This is a genomic window from Brachybacterium kimchii, assembly GCF_023373525.1.
Classification (GTDB): Bacteria; Actinomycetota; Actinomycetes; order Actinomycetales; family Dermabacteraceae; genus Brachybacterium; species Brachybacterium kimchii.
Genome location: NZ_CP097218.1, coordinates 1,484,241 through 1,498,579 on the forward strand (window position 1 = coordinate 1,484,241; position 14,339 = coordinate 1,498,579).

At 71.9% G+C, this 14,339-nt stretch carries 15 protein-coding genes and 1 tRNA gene; 6 read left to right on the forward strand and 10 right to left on the reverse strand.

The window, feature by feature from the left end:
* Positions 1 to 32: 32 nt before the first annotated feature.
* The 6 genes from M4486_RS07140 to M4486_RS07165 form a co-directional block, all read right to left on the reverse strand.
* Complete coding sequence (locus tag M4486_RS07140) at positions 33 to 281, reverse strand: hypothetical protein (RefSeq protein WP_249480444.1); 249 nt, start codon at positions 279 to 281, stop codon at positions 33 to 35.
* Between the two features lie 97 nt (positions 282 to 378).
* Positions 379 to 543: a hypothetical protein gene (locus M4486_RS07145; RefSeq protein WP_249480446.1), complete on the reverse strand. Its 165-nt coding sequence runs from the start codon at positions 541 to 543 to the stop codon at positions 379 to 381.
* Between the two features lie 193 nt (positions 544 to 736).
* Positions 737 to 809: transfer RNA gene (locus M4486_RS07150), tRNA-Ala, on the reverse strand.
* Positions 810 to 942: 133 nt separating this feature from the next.
* Positions 943 to 1,797, reverse strand: coding sequence for an inositol monophosphatase family protein (locus M4486_RS07155; RefSeq protein WP_249480449.1), 855 nt, complete (start codon positions 1,795 to 1,797; stop codon positions 943 to 945).
* A 43-nt stretch (positions 1,798 to 1,840) separates the two neighbouring features.
* Complete coding sequence (locus M4486_RS07160) at positions 1,841 to 2,785, reverse strand: hypothetical protein (protein WP_249480451.1); 945 nt, start codon at positions 2,783 to 2,785, stop codon at positions 1,841 to 1,843.
* Between the two features lie 37 nt (positions 2,786 to 2,822).
* Positions 2,823 to 3,449, reverse strand: a complete 627-nt coding sequence (locus M4486_RS07165) for a GNAT family N-acetyltransferase (protein WP_249480453.1) — start codon at positions 3,447 to 3,449, stop codon at positions 2,823 to 2,825.
* 52 nt (positions 3,450 to 3,501) lie between these two features.
* Between M4486_RS07165 and M4486_RS07170 the strand changes: the two genes are divergently transcribed.
* From M4486_RS07170 to M4486_RS07190, 5 genes are all read left to right on the forward strand, one after another.
* Positions 3,502 to 4,116: a 5-formyltetrahydrofolate cyclo-ligase gene (locus M4486_RS07170; protein WP_249480455.1), complete on the forward strand. Its 615-nt coding sequence runs from the start codon at positions 3,502 to 3,504 to the stop codon at positions 4,114 to 4,116.
* A gap of 163 nt (positions 4,117 to 4,279) precedes the next feature.
* On the forward strand, positions 4,280 to 4,624 hold the full coding sequence (locus M4486_RS07175) for an FmdB family zinc ribbon protein (protein ID WP_249480457.1): 345 nt from the start codon (positions 4,280 to 4,282) through the stop codon (positions 4,622 to 4,624).
* Between the two features lie 92 nt (positions 4,625 to 4,716).
* Entirely contained in the window at positions 4,717 to 5,352 is a 636-nt protein-coding gene (locus M4486_RS07180; protein WP_249480459.1) for an SAF domain-containing protein, read from the forward strand.
* A 76-nt stretch (positions 5,353 to 5,428) separates the two neighbouring features.
* Positions 5,429 to 5,857 (forward strand): large conductance mechanosensitive channel protein MscL, encoded by a 429-nt coding sequence (gene mscL / locus M4486_RS07185; protein WP_249480461.1) that lies wholly within the window; start codon positions 5,429 to 5,431, stop codon positions 5,855 to 5,857.
* Positions 5,858 to 6,012: 155 nt separating this feature from the next.
* Complete coding sequence (locus M4486_RS07190) at positions 6,013 to 6,924, forward strand: HhH-GPD family protein (protein ID WP_429798328.1); 912 nt, start codon at positions 6,013 to 6,015, stop codon at positions 6,922 to 6,924.
* A 15-nt stretch (positions 6,925 to 6,939) separates the two neighbouring features.
* Here M4486_RS07190 and M4486_RS07195 read toward each other — a convergent pair whose 3' ends face one another.
* The 4 genes from M4486_RS07195 to M4486_RS07210 form a co-directional block, all read right to left on the reverse strand.
* A complete protein-coding gene (locus tag M4486_RS07195) occupies positions 6,940 to 7,455 on the reverse strand; it encodes an amino-acid N-acetyltransferase (RefSeq protein ID WP_249480463.1) in 516 nt (171 codons plus the stop codon).
* The gene (locus tag M4486_RS07200) at positions 7,452 to 8,402 is read right to left on the reverse strand and encodes a DedA family protein (RefSeq protein WP_249480465.1); all 951 of its coding nucleotides are present in this window, start codon (positions 8,400 to 8,402) and stop codon (positions 7,452 to 7,454) included. The genes M4486_RS07195 and M4486_RS07200 overlap by 4 nt, the downstream gene beginning before the upstream one ends.
* Before the next feature lie 99 nt (positions 8,403 to 8,501).
* On the reverse strand, positions 8,502 to 11,141 hold the full coding sequence (locus M4486_RS07205) for an ATP-dependent Clp protease ATP-binding subunit (protein ID WP_249480467.1): 2,640 nt from the start codon (positions 11,139 to 11,141) through the stop codon (positions 8,502 to 8,504).
* A 111-nt stretch (positions 11,142 to 11,252) separates the two neighbouring features.
* Positions 11,253 to 12,638 (reverse strand): alpha-L-fucosidase, encoded by a 1,386-nt coding sequence (locus M4486_RS07210; protein ID WP_249480468.1) that lies wholly within the window; start codon positions 12,636 to 12,638, stop codon positions 11,253 to 11,255.
* Positions 12,639 to 12,851: 213 nt separating this feature from the next.
* Here M4486_RS07210 and M4486_RS07215 point away from each other — a divergent pair, with 213 nt between their 5' ends.
* On the forward strand, positions 12,852 to 14,339 hold the full coding sequence (locus M4486_RS07215; protein ID WP_249480470.1) for a malate:quinone oxidoreductase: 1,488 nt from the start codon (positions 12,852 to 12,854) through the stop codon (positions 14,337 to 14,339).

The window sequence follows — 14,339 nt, forward strand, 5'->3', positions numbered from 1 at the left end:
CCCGCCCTCCCGAATGAGGGTGGGGCGTTTCGTCATGTCCGGCCCGGGTTCGCCTCCCGCAGAGCGTCCTTCCAGTACGGGTCCGGGCGCCCCCGCGACGTCGTGAGCTTCGCGCCCTGCAGGTTCACGCGCGGGCTCACCCACGCGAGCACGTACGGCTCCGCCGCGTCGAGCTGATCCATCCACTCGTCCACGGTCAGGTCCAGATACTCCCGGTCCACGGTCACCCGGACGGTCTCGGCGGGCAGTGACGCATCCCGGCTGCTGTGCGTGTACCCCACGGGCGTCCACGGTCCGCCGGTACCCGGAGACGACGCGCTCTGCGGCCGACATGAGGTCGTGGTGGGCGTGGTAGCGCGGATACCGCGCGCAGTTCGCTCATGCCGCCTCCCAGTCGCCCGGGTCCTGCGACTCCTCACCGCGCCGCGCCCACTCGTCGTCCGCCGGCGGGGTGGGCGGCTCGAAGAACGGGTGCACTCGCTGCTCAATCCTCATCCGCACCTCGTGCGCCCACTCCGCATCCCGCTCACGCATGCTCCCCATGAGGGAAGTCTGCGCCTGGGCTGGGACAGATGAGGCTGTATCGGCCAGGACAGTACGAGGAGGGCGTTGGGCATCCGCTTCCAGCATGGGCAACCTGATGGGCATCCCGACCTTGGGTCACCTCAAGTAGGCATCGCTTCGTCACAACAAGAAAGCCCCTCACCGTCCTGGTGAGGGGCCTTCTGTCGTGCCGTGGAGCTTAGGGGAATCGAACCCCTGACCTTTTCATTGCGAACGAAACGCTCTACCAACTGAGCTAAAGCCCCGTGCCGCATGGCGACCTGGCAAGCCTAGCATCGCGAAGCCGGTGCTCACGACCGCTCGGAGCCGCCTTGACGAGGATCACAGCGACCGGTCACGGAGCCGGAGGGGAGCCTCCGCAGCTGCCGTCGCCCGCTCTCACGCGACCCGCTCGTCGCGGGCCGCCTGCACCTCGTCCATGAGCTCGTCGAGCACTGCGAGGCGCTCGCGGCCGGTGCACGCGACGTATGCGGGCTGCTCCTGCACGGGCCGCCCCTGTCCCGTGGTCCCGGGCCACGTGCGCAGGCTGCCGCCCGCGCTCTGGACCAGGTGGAATCCGGCGGCGACGTCCCAGGCGTTGATCGAGGGCAGCATCGTCGCATCGGCGCGGCCCAGCGCCACGTACGCGAGCTCGAGCGCGGCCGAGCCCAGGTGGCGGACCGCCGAGACCCCGTCGGACAGGCGCCGTCCGTGCGCCGCGGACAGCTCGGGAAGCTCGCTGTAGGCGCGGTACCCCGGGTAGCCGGTGAGGACGAGCGCGTCCTTCGCGGCGAGGGTCGGGCGCCCGGCGATCTCGACCCCGTTGAGCCGCACCGGTCCGTCGGCCGCGCCGATCACCTCGCCGAGCACGGGCGCGTCGACCACTCCCGCGACCAGCTCTCCGCCGACGGCGACCCCGATCGAGACGCAGAACAACGGCAGCCCGGCCGCGAAGTTGCTGGTCCCGTCGATCGGGTCGACGTAGAAGGTGATCTCGGAGTCGGAGGCGCCGCCGTCGGCCCCGGCGCCGGGCCGCTCGCCGCCCTCCTCGCCGATCACGCGGGCGCCGGGCACGCGGCGCGCGAGCTCGCGCACGATGATCTCCTCGCACGCGCGATCGTGGGCGGTCACGATGTCGTGACTGTCGTTCTTGTACTCCCGCTGCAGGGCGGTGCGATCCAGGCCCCTCACGTAGTCGGCGGCGAGGGACGCGGCGGCCTCGGCCGCCTCCAGAAGCTCCTCGGGTGCGGTCACTGTGCCTCCTGTGGCTGGCGCGGGCTGGGGTCGGCTCAGGGTCTCAGGCGCGGCGCCGCGCGAGGATCTCGTCGAGGCCGAGATCCGGGGCGGGCGTGCGCTGCGGCTCCTCGTGCAGGGCCTCGTCGGCCACGTCGTCGGTCTCGACCTCGAGCGCGACATGCTGAGGGGCGACGCTGCTGCGGTGGGCCGCGTGGCGGGTGGCGAGATCCTCGACCTCGCCGCGCAGGGCGTAGGACGGACGCGGCACGGGGCGCGGGATCCACTCGCCGGGCGCGGCGAGGGCGGCGCTCGCGGACTCGATCTCCTCGCCGAGCTTCGCGTGCTCCTCCGTCTGCGCGGCGGCGTCGGCCTGGGTGCGCGCGGTCGTCGCGCTGGTGGAGCGCTCGTCCGACCGAGCAGTCGGTGCTGCGACCTGCGAGGCCTCTTCGGCCGAGGCGCCCTTGCCGGCGGGGCTCGACGCGGTGGCCGAGGCCGTCGTGCCGGCGTCTCGCAGCTCGGCGGCGCGGCGCAGACGGGACCGGCGGTCCAGCTCGGCGCGGCGCAGGCCCACCACGTAGGCGGCGAGGACCGCGAGCGGCAGCAGCACGCTCCACACCGGCAGGATCGAGACGCCGGCGAGGACGCCGACCCCGATCGTCACCAGGGCGAGGGCGAGCAGGACCACGCGCAGGGTGCGTCGCTGGCGCCCGGCCTCCTCGAAGGGGTCGACGCGGGTGCCCGGGGACGCGTCGAAGCGCGGGCGGGCGGTCGGATCGGCGGGACGCAGCAGCAGACGGTCGTCATTCATGACGTGCACCTCACGGGCTCTCGGGCGGGAGTGGGCGGCCTCGGAGAGATCCCGCGCGGTGCGGGAGTCCCGGGAGCGCATCGCGTCGCGCGCTCTCGAGATCAGCTCCCGGCGCTCCGCGCTGCGCGGGACGGCATAGCCGACCCAGACGAGCAGCAGGAGGGCGAAAAGGACAGCCCCGAGGTTGAAGGTCTCCACCTCGCCCACCCTAATGACACGGCTGTGATTCAGCTGGTCACGACGCGCCCGTGGCGCCCATGTGTTCGCGCCGATACCGCGCGAGCACTCCCCTGCCGCGCTCGTCGGTCTCGACCTCGTCCGCCGTGAGGGCGAAGCTCAGGTGGTCGCGGAAGGCGCCGTCGACGTGGATGAACCGCTCGCGCAGCCCCTCCTCGCGCAGGTGGAGCTTGCGGGCGACCCGCAGGCTGGCCTCGTTCTCGGGGCGGATGTTGATCTCCACCCGGTGCAGCCCGACCTCGGCGAAGAGATGGTCGACGAGCAGGGCGACGCCGCGCGGCGCATACCCGCGGCCGGCGCGCGCGTGGTCGATCCAGTAGCCGATCGTCGCCGAGGACTGCGCGCCGTACAGGATCGGTCCCGCGCTCACCTGGCCCGTGGGTCGGCCGTCCGCGCACAGCAGCAGGCTGAGGTGGCGGCCGGCGCGCCCCTCCCGCTCCGACCAGCGCAGCAACTCCGCATGGGTGGGCCGGGGCCGACGGCGCTCGGGGTCCGTCGCGTCCCAGGGCGAGAGCCATTCACGGTTGCGCACCAGCAGCGTCTCGAAGGCACGGCGGTCGCGACGGCGCAGCGGACGCAGGGTGAGTTCCGCATCCGAGAGCACGAGCGGCCAGACAGGGGGCATCCGGGCATCGTAGCCATCGCGGGGGCGGCGTCCGCGGTGCCATGCTGGGGCCGTGGAGGAGAACTCTCAGCAGGCCCCAGCCGTGCGCAAGCGGGCCCTGCGCACGGGACTGCGCACCGAGCGCGCCGCGACCGCCCATCGCTCACCCGACGAGGACGCGCGACTCGCGGGCCGGGCCGACGAGGTGCTCGCCCTCCTGCCCCGCGCGACGGGCCGGCTGCGGATCGCGGCCTTCGACCCGACGCCCACCGAGCCCGACGTGCGGATGCTGCTGCGCATGCTCGCCGATCGCGGCCACCGCATCCTGCTGCCGGTGCATGCGGGCGAGGGGATCGACTGGGCCGCATGGGACGGGACCTCCCCGCTCTCGCCGCCTCCCGCGCGAGGCTTCGGCAGGGAGCCGTCGGGCCCGCGCGAGGGCGCCGACGCCCTGGCCCGGACGGATCTCGTGCTCGCCCCGGCCCTCGCCGTGGACCGCTCCGGCACGCGGCTGGGGCACGGCGGCGGCTACTACGACAGAGCGCTCGACCACGCGCGCACGGCCGTGGTCGTCGCCGTCGTCCATCCCTGGGAGGTCCTGGCCCCGGACGCCCTGCCGCGCGAGGCCCACGACCGCCCGGCGCACGCCGTGCTCACCACCGACGGTGTGGAGCGGCTCGGGTCCTGATGGGCCGGGATCATTGCCCGGGCGGTGCGCCTTCCGGGCGCCACTGACGGCGAGGGGCGCGTCGAGCATCACCCCGGGCAGTCCTGCTGGTGGACCCCGCGCGGCGGTAAGCTCGTGCGGGCGCCTCGGGAGGCGCCGATCACCCTGGATGTGGAGGACCCTAGTGCCCACGTACGCGTACGCCTGCAAGAACTGCGGCCATCGTTTCGAGAAGTACCAGAGCTTCAGCGAGGACTCGCTGAAGCTCTGCCCCGAGTGCGGGCAGTCCGCTCTGCGCAAGGTCTTCGACAGCGTGGGCGTCGTGTTCAAGGGCTCGGGCTTCTACTCGACGGACTCCGCGTCCTCGCGCACCGCCTCCTCGGCGTCGTCGGACTCCTCGGACTCCACGAGCTCGTCCGATTCCTCGAGCTCCTCCGACTCCTCGAGCAGCGCCTCCTCGTCGAAGGAGACCTCGAGCGCGTCGAGCGGCTCGTCCAAGGCCCCTGCGGCCGCCTCCGCCGCGGACTGAGCGCTCCGCCGTCGGTTCCTCCACATCACCCCGTCGTCCACAGTGACGACGGGCGACGCCCGGCGCCCACCAGCTCGCCCTAGCGTCGGGGCATGCTGCGACGACTGCACGACTCCCTCCCCCGCTGGCATCGAGCCGTCCGTCGGCGACGGCGCCTGCTGAGCATCCTGCTCACCGCGTTGCTCGCCGTGGCGGTCCTGCCCGGGCTGCTGCCCGCGTCGGCCGATGCGCGCGGCGTGCTCGTGGCCGCGCACGACCTCCCCGCGGGCAGCGTGATCCAGTCCGGGGACCTGCGCGAGGCCGAGGTCGCCGATGCACTCGTCCCCGAGGACTCGACCTCGGATCCCTCACGGCTGGAGGGCCTGCGCCTCTCGCGCGGCGTGGGCGCCGGGGAGGTTCTCGCCCCGCAGAGGCTGCGCGAGGAGGCGCAGTCCCCGCCGCTCGCGGGACGGGCCGTGGTGGTCGTGCCCGTGCCCCCCGCGCTGCTGCCGCACCTCGCCTCGGGCGACGAGCTCAGCCTCGTCGTCTCGACCGAGATGCCCGGTGACACGCGCAGGATCGATGCGATGGTCGTCGAGGTCCCGGCCGACGCGACGGCGACGGGCCCGATGGGCGCCGTGTCCAGCACGGATGCTGTGGAGATCCTCGTCGCCGTGGATCCGTCGCACACGGGAGAAGTCGCTCACGCCGTGCGTGAAGGCTGGCTCGAGATCGCGATCATGTTCTAATCTCCCCAGCGGGTGCTTCCCCAGCATCCACTGTGTCACCCGATCCCCCGCGTCTCCGAGCAGTGAGGAAAGCACCGTGAAGGGCTTCAAGGACTTCGTCATGCAGGGCAACGTCATCGACCTCGCCGTCGGTGTCGTGATCGGCGGTGCCTTCACCGCTCTGGTCACCGCCTTCGTCACGTACATCATCAACCCGATCGTGGCTGCGGCCGGCGGTGCGGACAGCATCGGCCTGGGCTACCAGCTCATCTCCAGCAACGAGAACACGTTCATCAACGTCGGCGAGGTCATCTCCGCCGTCATCACGTTCCTCATCACCGCCGCGGTGGTGTACTTCGTGTTCGTGCTGCCGATGGCCAAGGCCCGTCGCATGGCCATGATCCGTCGCGGCGAGGACCCCGACGCCCCGGAGGCCACCCCGGAGGACATCGCGCTGCTCACCGAGATCCGCGACGCCCTCCAGAACAAGGACTCGAGCACGCCGGGCCAGACCCCGCAGCAGTGAAGGAACCCCTCCGGCCCTGCCGGAGACTCCGCGTGACGCCGTGAGAACGGCGCAGGGACGGGGCGGGACCGTACGGTCCCGCCCCGTCTTTCTCATGCCCGGGCACGGAGATTCCCGCAGGCCCGACCGTCCCGCCCGTGCGGTACCGTGCCCGGGTGCCCGCCGAATCCCCCGTGACCGCTCCCGACCCCGTCGGGCTGCTCGACGGCAGCGGGATCGACGCGGTGATCGACTGGTTCGCCCGCGCAGGACGCGAGCTGCCGTGGCGGGCGAGCGATGCGAGCGCCTGGGGCATCCTGGTCTCGGAGATCATGCTCCAGCAGACCCCCGTGGTGCGGGTCCTCCCCCGCTGGCAGGAGTGGATGCGGCGCTGGCCCCGACCGCAGGATCTCGCCGAGGCGCCGACGGCCGACGTGCTGCGCGCATGGGACCGCCTGGGCTACCCGCGCCGTGCGCTGCGCCTGCAGGCCTGCGCCCGCGCCATCGTCGAGGAGCACGGCGGAGAGGTGCCCGTCGGGCTCGAGGCTCTGCGGGCCCTGCCGGGGATCGGCGAGTACACCGCGGCCGCCGTCACCGCCTTCGCCCACCATGAGCGCGCGGTGGTCGCGGACACCAACATCCGACGGGTGCTCGTGCGCTGCGTGCGCGGGGAGGCCTTCCCCGGCAGCACTTTCACCGCATCCCAGCGGGCGCTGGCCACCGAGGTCCTTCCCGCCGAGACCGAGCGGTCGGTGCGCTGGAACCAGGCGGTGATGGAGCTCGGCGCGCTCGTGTGCACGTCCCGCTCCCCGCACTGCGAGGTCTGCCCGCTGGCCCCGCACTGCGCATGGCTGGCCAAGGGACGTCCGGCGGACTCCGGGACACGTGCCCGCACCCAGGCCTTCGAGGGCACCGACCGTCAGATGCGCGGCAGGATCATGGCGCTGCTGCGCGAGGGGCCCGCGAGCAGGGAGCGGATCGCGCAGCTGCGCACCGACGAGGCCGACGACAGGGTGCCGCGCTGCCTGGACTCCCTCGTCGCCGACGGCCTCGCTGTGGTCGAAGACCGAACCGTTCGCCTGCCCTGACGTGGGAGCCGCGGGTCAGACCTGTGCGTCGGCCAGGCGCAGGATCATCCGTGTGTTGCCCAGGGTGTTGGGCTTGACCCTCGCGAGGTCCAGGAACTCCGCCACGCCCTCGTCGCTCGAGCGCAGCAGCTCGGCGTAGACCTCGGGCGGCAGCGGATCCGGGCTCATGGCGCGGAAGCCGTGACGGGCGAAGAAGTCGACCTCGAAGGTCAGGCAGAACACGCGCTCGAGCCCCAGGTCCCGGGCGCGCTGCAGGAGCGCCTCGAGCATCCGATGGCCCAGCCCCGTGCCGCGGGCTTCCTCGCTCACGGCCAGGGTGCGCACCTCGCCGAGGTCCTCCCACATCACGTGGAGCGCGCCGCAGCCGATCACGGTGCCGTCCTCGTCGACCGCGACGAGGAACTCCTGGATGGCCTCGTAGTAGACCACGAGCTCCTTGCCGAGCAGGATCTGGCGGGCGGCGAGGGGCTGCACCAGGCGGTCGATGGCCCGGACGTCGGCCGGGAGCGCGGGGCGCAGCTCGATGCTCATGCGGGGGATGCCGTCCTTCGGGGGTCCGTGTCGGCGTCGCTCTCGGCCCCCGGGTTCTCGGCCGATCGGTCCTCGTCCGACGGTTGGTGCTCCCCGACGCTACTCGCCTCGACCTTCTCGCCGTCACCCGTCTCGCGCGGCGTCACGGGAGGGACGTCTCCGCCGGCGACCCCGGCGGTCGGGACCGGCCCGTCGTCCCCGCTCCCCGCATCGTCCTCGGCGCTTCCCGGCGCGCTCGCGGCCGGCGGCTCCTCGTCGGAGTTCCCGCGCTCCCGCAGCGCCGCCTCCTCCTCGGCCCGCTGGGCGGCGCGCTCGTGGCGGCCGTCCAGGAGGTGGTTCATGAGGGAGACCAGGCGCTCGACGACGAGGGCCACGACGACCGCAATGACCACGGCGACCGTGATGGCGAGCAGATGGTTGTCCTCGAACCAGCTGCCGGCCACGGCGCCGATGCCGCACGAGTACACGGCCCATACGAAGGTCGCGGCGAGCGAGCGGTGCCAGAACTGGCGCCAGGGATAGCGGACCGCACCGGCCGTGAGGTTCACGGCGGTGCGGCCGAAGGGGATGTAGCGGGCGGTCATCAGGAAGAGCAGGGCGCGCCGGTCCAGGCCGCGCTCCGCCGCCTGGACCGCCTTCAGTCCGCGTCCGCGATGGAGGAAGCCGAAGCGCTCCCAGCCCACGGTGCGTCCGATCAGGTAGGCGATGTTGTCGCCCAGGAAGGCGCCGCCCCAGGCCGCGAGCACCGTCAGCCAGATCGGGGGCACCGAGGACGACGCCCACAGGGAGGACAGGGCGACGATGACCGATTCGCTGGGGACCGTGGGGAAGAAGGCGTCGATCGCGCACAGCGCGAACACCACCAGGTGCACCCACCAGGTGTCGCCCGCGGCGACGATCCAGTCCTGCAGACCGGTCATCCACGCCTGGAACGTGCCCACTCCCACGATCGCGCTCCGCCTCTCCGTCCGACTGCGCCGTACCTGTGGCGAGAGCGCCCGGCGCCCTCAGGGCGCCGGGCGCTCACTCCTCTGCCGACCCGGAGGTCAGCGCGAGGAGCTCACATCGGTGTCCTCGGAGGATGCAGCGCCGGATCCGTCGTCCGCGCCGGTCCCTCCGTCGGCCCCGGAGGAGTCCTCGCCCTCCGGCACGTCCGGGTGGGCGGCGTCCTCGGTGCGGGCCTCCGTCATCGCGCTGACGGAGACGTCGTCCGAGAGGGCCTCGAGCGATCCGCCGTCGGTGCGGCGACGGAACACGAGCTCGCCCAGCAGGCCCTCGCCCTCGGAGTCGACGACGATGTGGTCGCCCGCCGAGACCTGGCCGAACAGGATCCGCTCGCTGAGCGCGTCCTCGATGTCCCGCTGGATCGTGCGGCGCAGCGGACGCGCGCCGAGCACGGGGTCGTAGCCCTTCTCCGCGAGCAGCTCCTTGGCGCCCTCGGTGAGCTCGATGTCCATGTCCTTCTCCGCGAGGCGCGTGCCGAGCTTGGCGACCATGAGGTCGACGATCTGCACGATCTCCTCCTGGGAGAGCTGCGGGAAGACCACCACGTCGTCGACGCGGTTGAGGAACTCGGGCTTGAAGTGCTGCTTGAGCTCCTCGTGGACCTTCGACTTCATGCGCTCGTAGTCGGTGGAGAGGTCCCCGCCGGCGGTGAAGCCCATGGAGACGCCCTTGGCGATGTCGCGGGTGCCCAGGTTCGTGGTCATGATGATCACGGTGTTCTTGAAGTCCACGACGCGGCCCTGCGAGTCGGTCAGGCGGCCGTCCTCGAGGATCTGCAGGAGCGAGTTGAAGATGTCCACGTGGGCCTTCTCCACCTCGTCGAACAGCACCACGCTGAAGGGCTTGCGACGCACCTTCTCCGTGAGCTGGCCGCCCTCGTCGTAGCCGACGTACCCGGGGGGCGAGCCGAACAGCCGCGAGGCCGTGTGCTTCTCGCCGAACTCGGACATGTCCAGTTGGATGAGGGACTCCTCGTCGCCGAACAGGAACTCCGCGAGGGCCTTGGCGAGCTCGGTCTTGCCGACGCCCGTGGGGCCCGCGAAGATGAACGAGCCGCCGGGACGCTTGGGGTCCTTGAGGCCGGCGCGGGTGCGGCGGATCGCCTGCGAGAGCGCCTTGATGGCCTCGTTCTGCCCGATGACGCGCTTGTGCAGCTCATCCTCCATGTGGAGCAGGCGCGAGGACTCCTCCTCGGTGAGCTTGACGATCGGGATGCCGGTCGAGGCGGCGAGCACCTCGGCGATGACCTCCTCGGAGACTGTGGTCACCGCGTCGGTCTCGCCGTTGCGCCATGCGTCCTCGCGCTCGTCGCGCTCGGTCTTGAGGGTCTGCTCCTCGTCGCGCAGCGAGGCGGCCTTCTCGAAGTCCTGGCCGTCGATCGCCTCTTCCTTGCGCTTGCGGACGTCCTCGATCTTCTCGTCGTACTCCTTGAGCTCGGGCGGCGCGGTGAGGCGGCGGATGCGCAGGCGCGCGCCGGCCTCGTCGATCAGGTCGATCGCCTTGTCCGGCAGGAAGCGGTCGTTGACGTAGCGGTCCGAGAGGTTCGCCGCGGCCACGAGGGCGCCGTCGGTGATGGTCACCTTGTGGTGCACCTCGTAGCGGTCGCGCAGCCCCTTGAGGATCTCGATCGTGTGGGCGATCGAGGGCTCGTCGACCTGGATCGGCTGGAAGCGGCGCTCGAGCGCGGCGTCCTTCTCGATGTGCTTGCGGTACTCCTCGAGCGTGGTCGCGCCGATGGTCTGCAGCTCGCCGCGGGCGAGCATCGGCTTGAGGATGCTCGCGGCGTCTATCGCGCCCTCGGCCGCCCCCGCGCCGACGAGCGTGTGGATCTCGTCGATGAACAGGATGATGTCGCCGCGCGTGCGGATCTCCTTGAGCACCTTCTTCAGGCGCTCCTCGAAGTCACCGCGGTAGCGCGAGCCGGCGACCAGCGAGCCCAGGTCCAGCGTGTACAGCTGCTTGTCCTTGAGGGTCTCCGGCACGTCGCCGCGCACGATCGACTGGGCGAGGCCCTCGACGACGGCGCTCTTGCCCACGCCGGGCTCGCCGATCAGCACCGGGTTGTTCTTGGTGCGGCGGCTGAGGACCTGCATGACGCGCTCGGCCTCGTGCTCGCGGCCGATGACCGGGTCGAGGTTGCCGTCGCGCGCAGCCTGGGTGAGGTTGCGGCCGAACTGGTCCAGCACGAGCGAGCCGGCGGGCTGGCCCTCCGCGGGGCCGCCCGCGTTCGCGGGCTCTTTGCCCTGGTAGCCGGACAGGCGCTCGATGACCTCCTGGCGCACTGCGGCGGGCTCGGCGCCCAGACGGGAGAGCACCTTGACCGCGGTGCCCTCGCCCTCGCGCAGCAGGCCGAGCAGGATGTGCTCGGTGCCGATGTAGTTGTGGCCCAGCTGGAGCGCCTCGCGCAGCGAGAGCTCGAGGACCTTCTTGGCGCGCGGCGTGAAGGGGATGTGACCCGTGGGGGCCTGGTTCCCCTCGCCGATGATGTCCCGCACCTGGTCCCGGGCGGCGTCGAGGGTGACCCCGAGCGCCTCGAGGGCCTTCGCGCCCACGCCCTCGGCCTCGTGGATGAGGCCGAGGAGGATGTGCTCGGTGCCGATGTAGTTGTGGTTCAGCAGGCGGGCCTCGTCCTGTGCGAGGACGACGACGCGACGCGCGCGGTCGGTGAAGCGTTCGAACATGTCTCTCCCCCATCGGGCGGTGGTGATGGATCGAGACTAGTCGGAACCCCACCGCCGATCGATGGCTGTTCGCCGCGGGCGTGACGGCGCGCGACCCGGAGATCCCGCCGATCAGCTCGGCAGAGGTCGGTCCGGCGCAGTGGTCGGGGCGGAGCCTGCCCCGGTGAGGTCCGGGACGACGGTCCCGCGGGCGTCGTGCACACAGGCCGCATCGATCGAGCCGCCCTCCCCCTCGATCTCCAGGACGATCTCGTCAGCGGTGACGGACGCGGGGAGCCGGTGGATCCTGCGCACGCCGACGGTGCCGCCGGCCGCGAGCTCCCGGCCCCGGGAGTCGAGGAGCCGGTGGCGGCGGATGCGCTGGCCGTCCTCGAGGTGCTCGCGCAGCTCGACATGATCGAAGGTCGTCGGCCCGGGCAGCCGCAGGACCGCGGAGACGGACGAGGAGGAGTCGTGGAGCTCAGGAGCGTCGTCCGATGGTGCCGCCCCCGTGCCGACGCTCTCCCTGCGTGCCGGGATCGGCGACCCGAACCGGGCGCGCAGGGCCGCGGCGAGCTCGGCGACCCGGGACGCGTCGGCCGGATCGATGCGGCCGCGCCGGTCGGGCGGGATGTTCAGCAGCAGGTTCGCTCCCAGGCCGATCGAGCGGTCGTGGATCGCGAGCAGGTGCGGGAGGGACTTCGGCTGCTCGTGCTCCTGCCAGAACCAGCCGTCGCGCAGGGACACGTCGCACTCCGGCGGGAGGTAGCGCGGGGCAGCTGTCTCGATCATGTCGTCGTCATAGTTGTTGAGGTCGGCGCTGCTGGTGACGTACTCCACGGGGTCGCTCGCGAGCCCGTCCTCGTTCCCCACCCAGCGGATGGTCGCGCGCCCCATGTTGAACACCATCGCCCCGGGCTGCAGCTCGTCGACGAGATCGCCGATGGCGTCCCAGTCGTACTCGCGGCCCGCGGAGCCCGCGCCGTCGAACCAGAGCTCGTGGAGGGGCCCGTACCCCGTGCACAGCTCGCGCAGCTGCTCGAGGTAGAAGGCGTCGTAGCGCGCGGGATCCGCGTACTCGGGAGCGTGCCGGTCCCAGGGCGAGAGGTACAGACCGAGACCGAGACCCCAGCGCTCGCAGGCCGCGGCGACCTCGGCGACGAGGTCGCCCCGACCCTGCCGCCACGGGCTCGAGCGGACGCTGTAGTCCGTGGTCGCGGTGGGCCACAGGCAGAAGCCGTCGTGATGCTTGGCCGTGAGCACCACGTAGGCGGCACCGAGGTCGTGCGCGGTGCGCACCCATTCGTCGGCGTCCAGGTCGGAGGGGTCGAAGATGCCGGGCGAGAGGGTCCCGTCGCTCCATTCCAGACCGGCGAAGGTGTTCACACCCACGTGGAAGAACACGCCCAGCCCCTCGCGCTGCCATGCCAGCTGCTCGGGCGTCGGCCGCAGCGGCTCCATCGGTCGCGAGGGCGGGACGGGGCACGGCGGGGATTCGGGATGCACGTCGTCGGACATGCACCCACCTCATCAGAGAGTCGGCCGGGGCCCGGGGCGGCGCGCGGGCGCGCCCTCGCGTCCTGACGGGTCCGCCCTCGCGCACCGTCTCGCGCCCCGCATGATGCCGCGCCGTGCCGCGGACCACAGCCCGCCCTCCGTCGGACGAGCACCCCGCCCAGGTGGACCGGGGTAGCCTCTTCGGAGCACATCAGCGATGAGGACGGGAGTGTCATGGGCGAGCTCACGGTGGACGTGACCCGAGCGGATGCGGTGCTGATCGGGGGTGGGGTCGCCAGCGCGACCCTCGCGGCCCTGCTGACCGACCTCGAGCCGAGCTGGCGCATCGAGGTGCTCGAGAAGCTCGACGACGTCGCCCTCGAGTCCAGCCAGGGCTGGAACAACGCCGGCACCGGCCACAGCGCCCTGTGCGAGCTGAACTACACCCCGCAGGACATCGACGGCTCGGTGAGCCCCGCGAAGGCGATCTCGATCAACGAGCAGTTCCAGGTGAGCCGCCAGTTCTGGGCGCACCTCGTGGAGACCGGGAAGATCACGGACCCCAGCGCCTTCATCAACCCGGTGCCGCACATGAGCTTCGTCCACGGGATGGAGAACGTCGACTACCTGCGCCGCCGCCACGATGCGCTCGTAAAGAACCCGCTGTTCGACTCGATGGAGTTCACGACCTCCCACGAGCAGCTGCGCGAGTGGGCGCCGCTGGTCACCGAGGCGCGCCCCGAGACCGAGACGATCGCCGCGACCCACTCCCCCGACGGCACCGACGTCGATTTCGGACGTCTGACCCATGAGCTCCTGGGCGTGGCGAAGTCGGCCGGCACCACGGTCTCCACCGGCTGGGAGGTCACCTCCCTGCGGCGCATGGGCAGCGACTGGGGCGTGATGGCCCGCTCGACCTCCGGCGAGGTGCGCGTGGTCCGCGCGCCCTTCGTGTTCGTGGGCGCCGGCGGCAACGCGCTGCCGATCCTCCAGGACTCCGGGATCCCCGAGATCCGCGGATTCGGCGGGTTCCCGATCTCCGGCGAGTGGCTGCGCTGCACCGACCCCGAGATCATCGAGCGCCACGAGGCGAAGGTGTACGGGAAGGCCGCCGTCGGCGCCCCGCCCATGAGCGTCCCGCACCTGGACACCCGCTACGTCGACGGGAAGCGGGCGCTCATGTTCGGCCCCTACGCCGGCTGGTCGCCGAAGTTCCTCAAGGCGGGCTCGAACCTCGATCTGTTCGAGTCGATCAAGCCGGGGAACATCGCGCAGATGATGGCCGTCGCCCCGCCGAACCTGGACCTCATGAAGTACCTCGCGGGCGAGCTCGTCGCCTCCCCCGCCAAGCGCTTCGACGCGCTGCGCGAGTACATGCCCTCGGCCCGCGCGGACGACTGGGAGCTCATCACCGCCGGTCAGCGGGTCCAGGTCATCGCCCCCGACCCCAAGAAGGTGGGCGTGCTGCAGTTCGGCACCCAGCTGATCACCGCGGCCGACGGCTCGATCGCCGGCATGCTGGGCGCCTCCCCCGGCGCCTCGACGGCCACCACGATCATGCTGGGCATGCTCGAGAAGGTCTTCCCCGACCGCTTCGGCACCTGGGAGTCCCGGATCCGCGAGATCATCCCGAGCTTCGGCACCCACCTGTCCGAGGACCCGGCGGCGGCGTCGGCGTCCCTCGCCCGCACCGCCCACCTGCTGGGCCTCGAGGACAGCTGA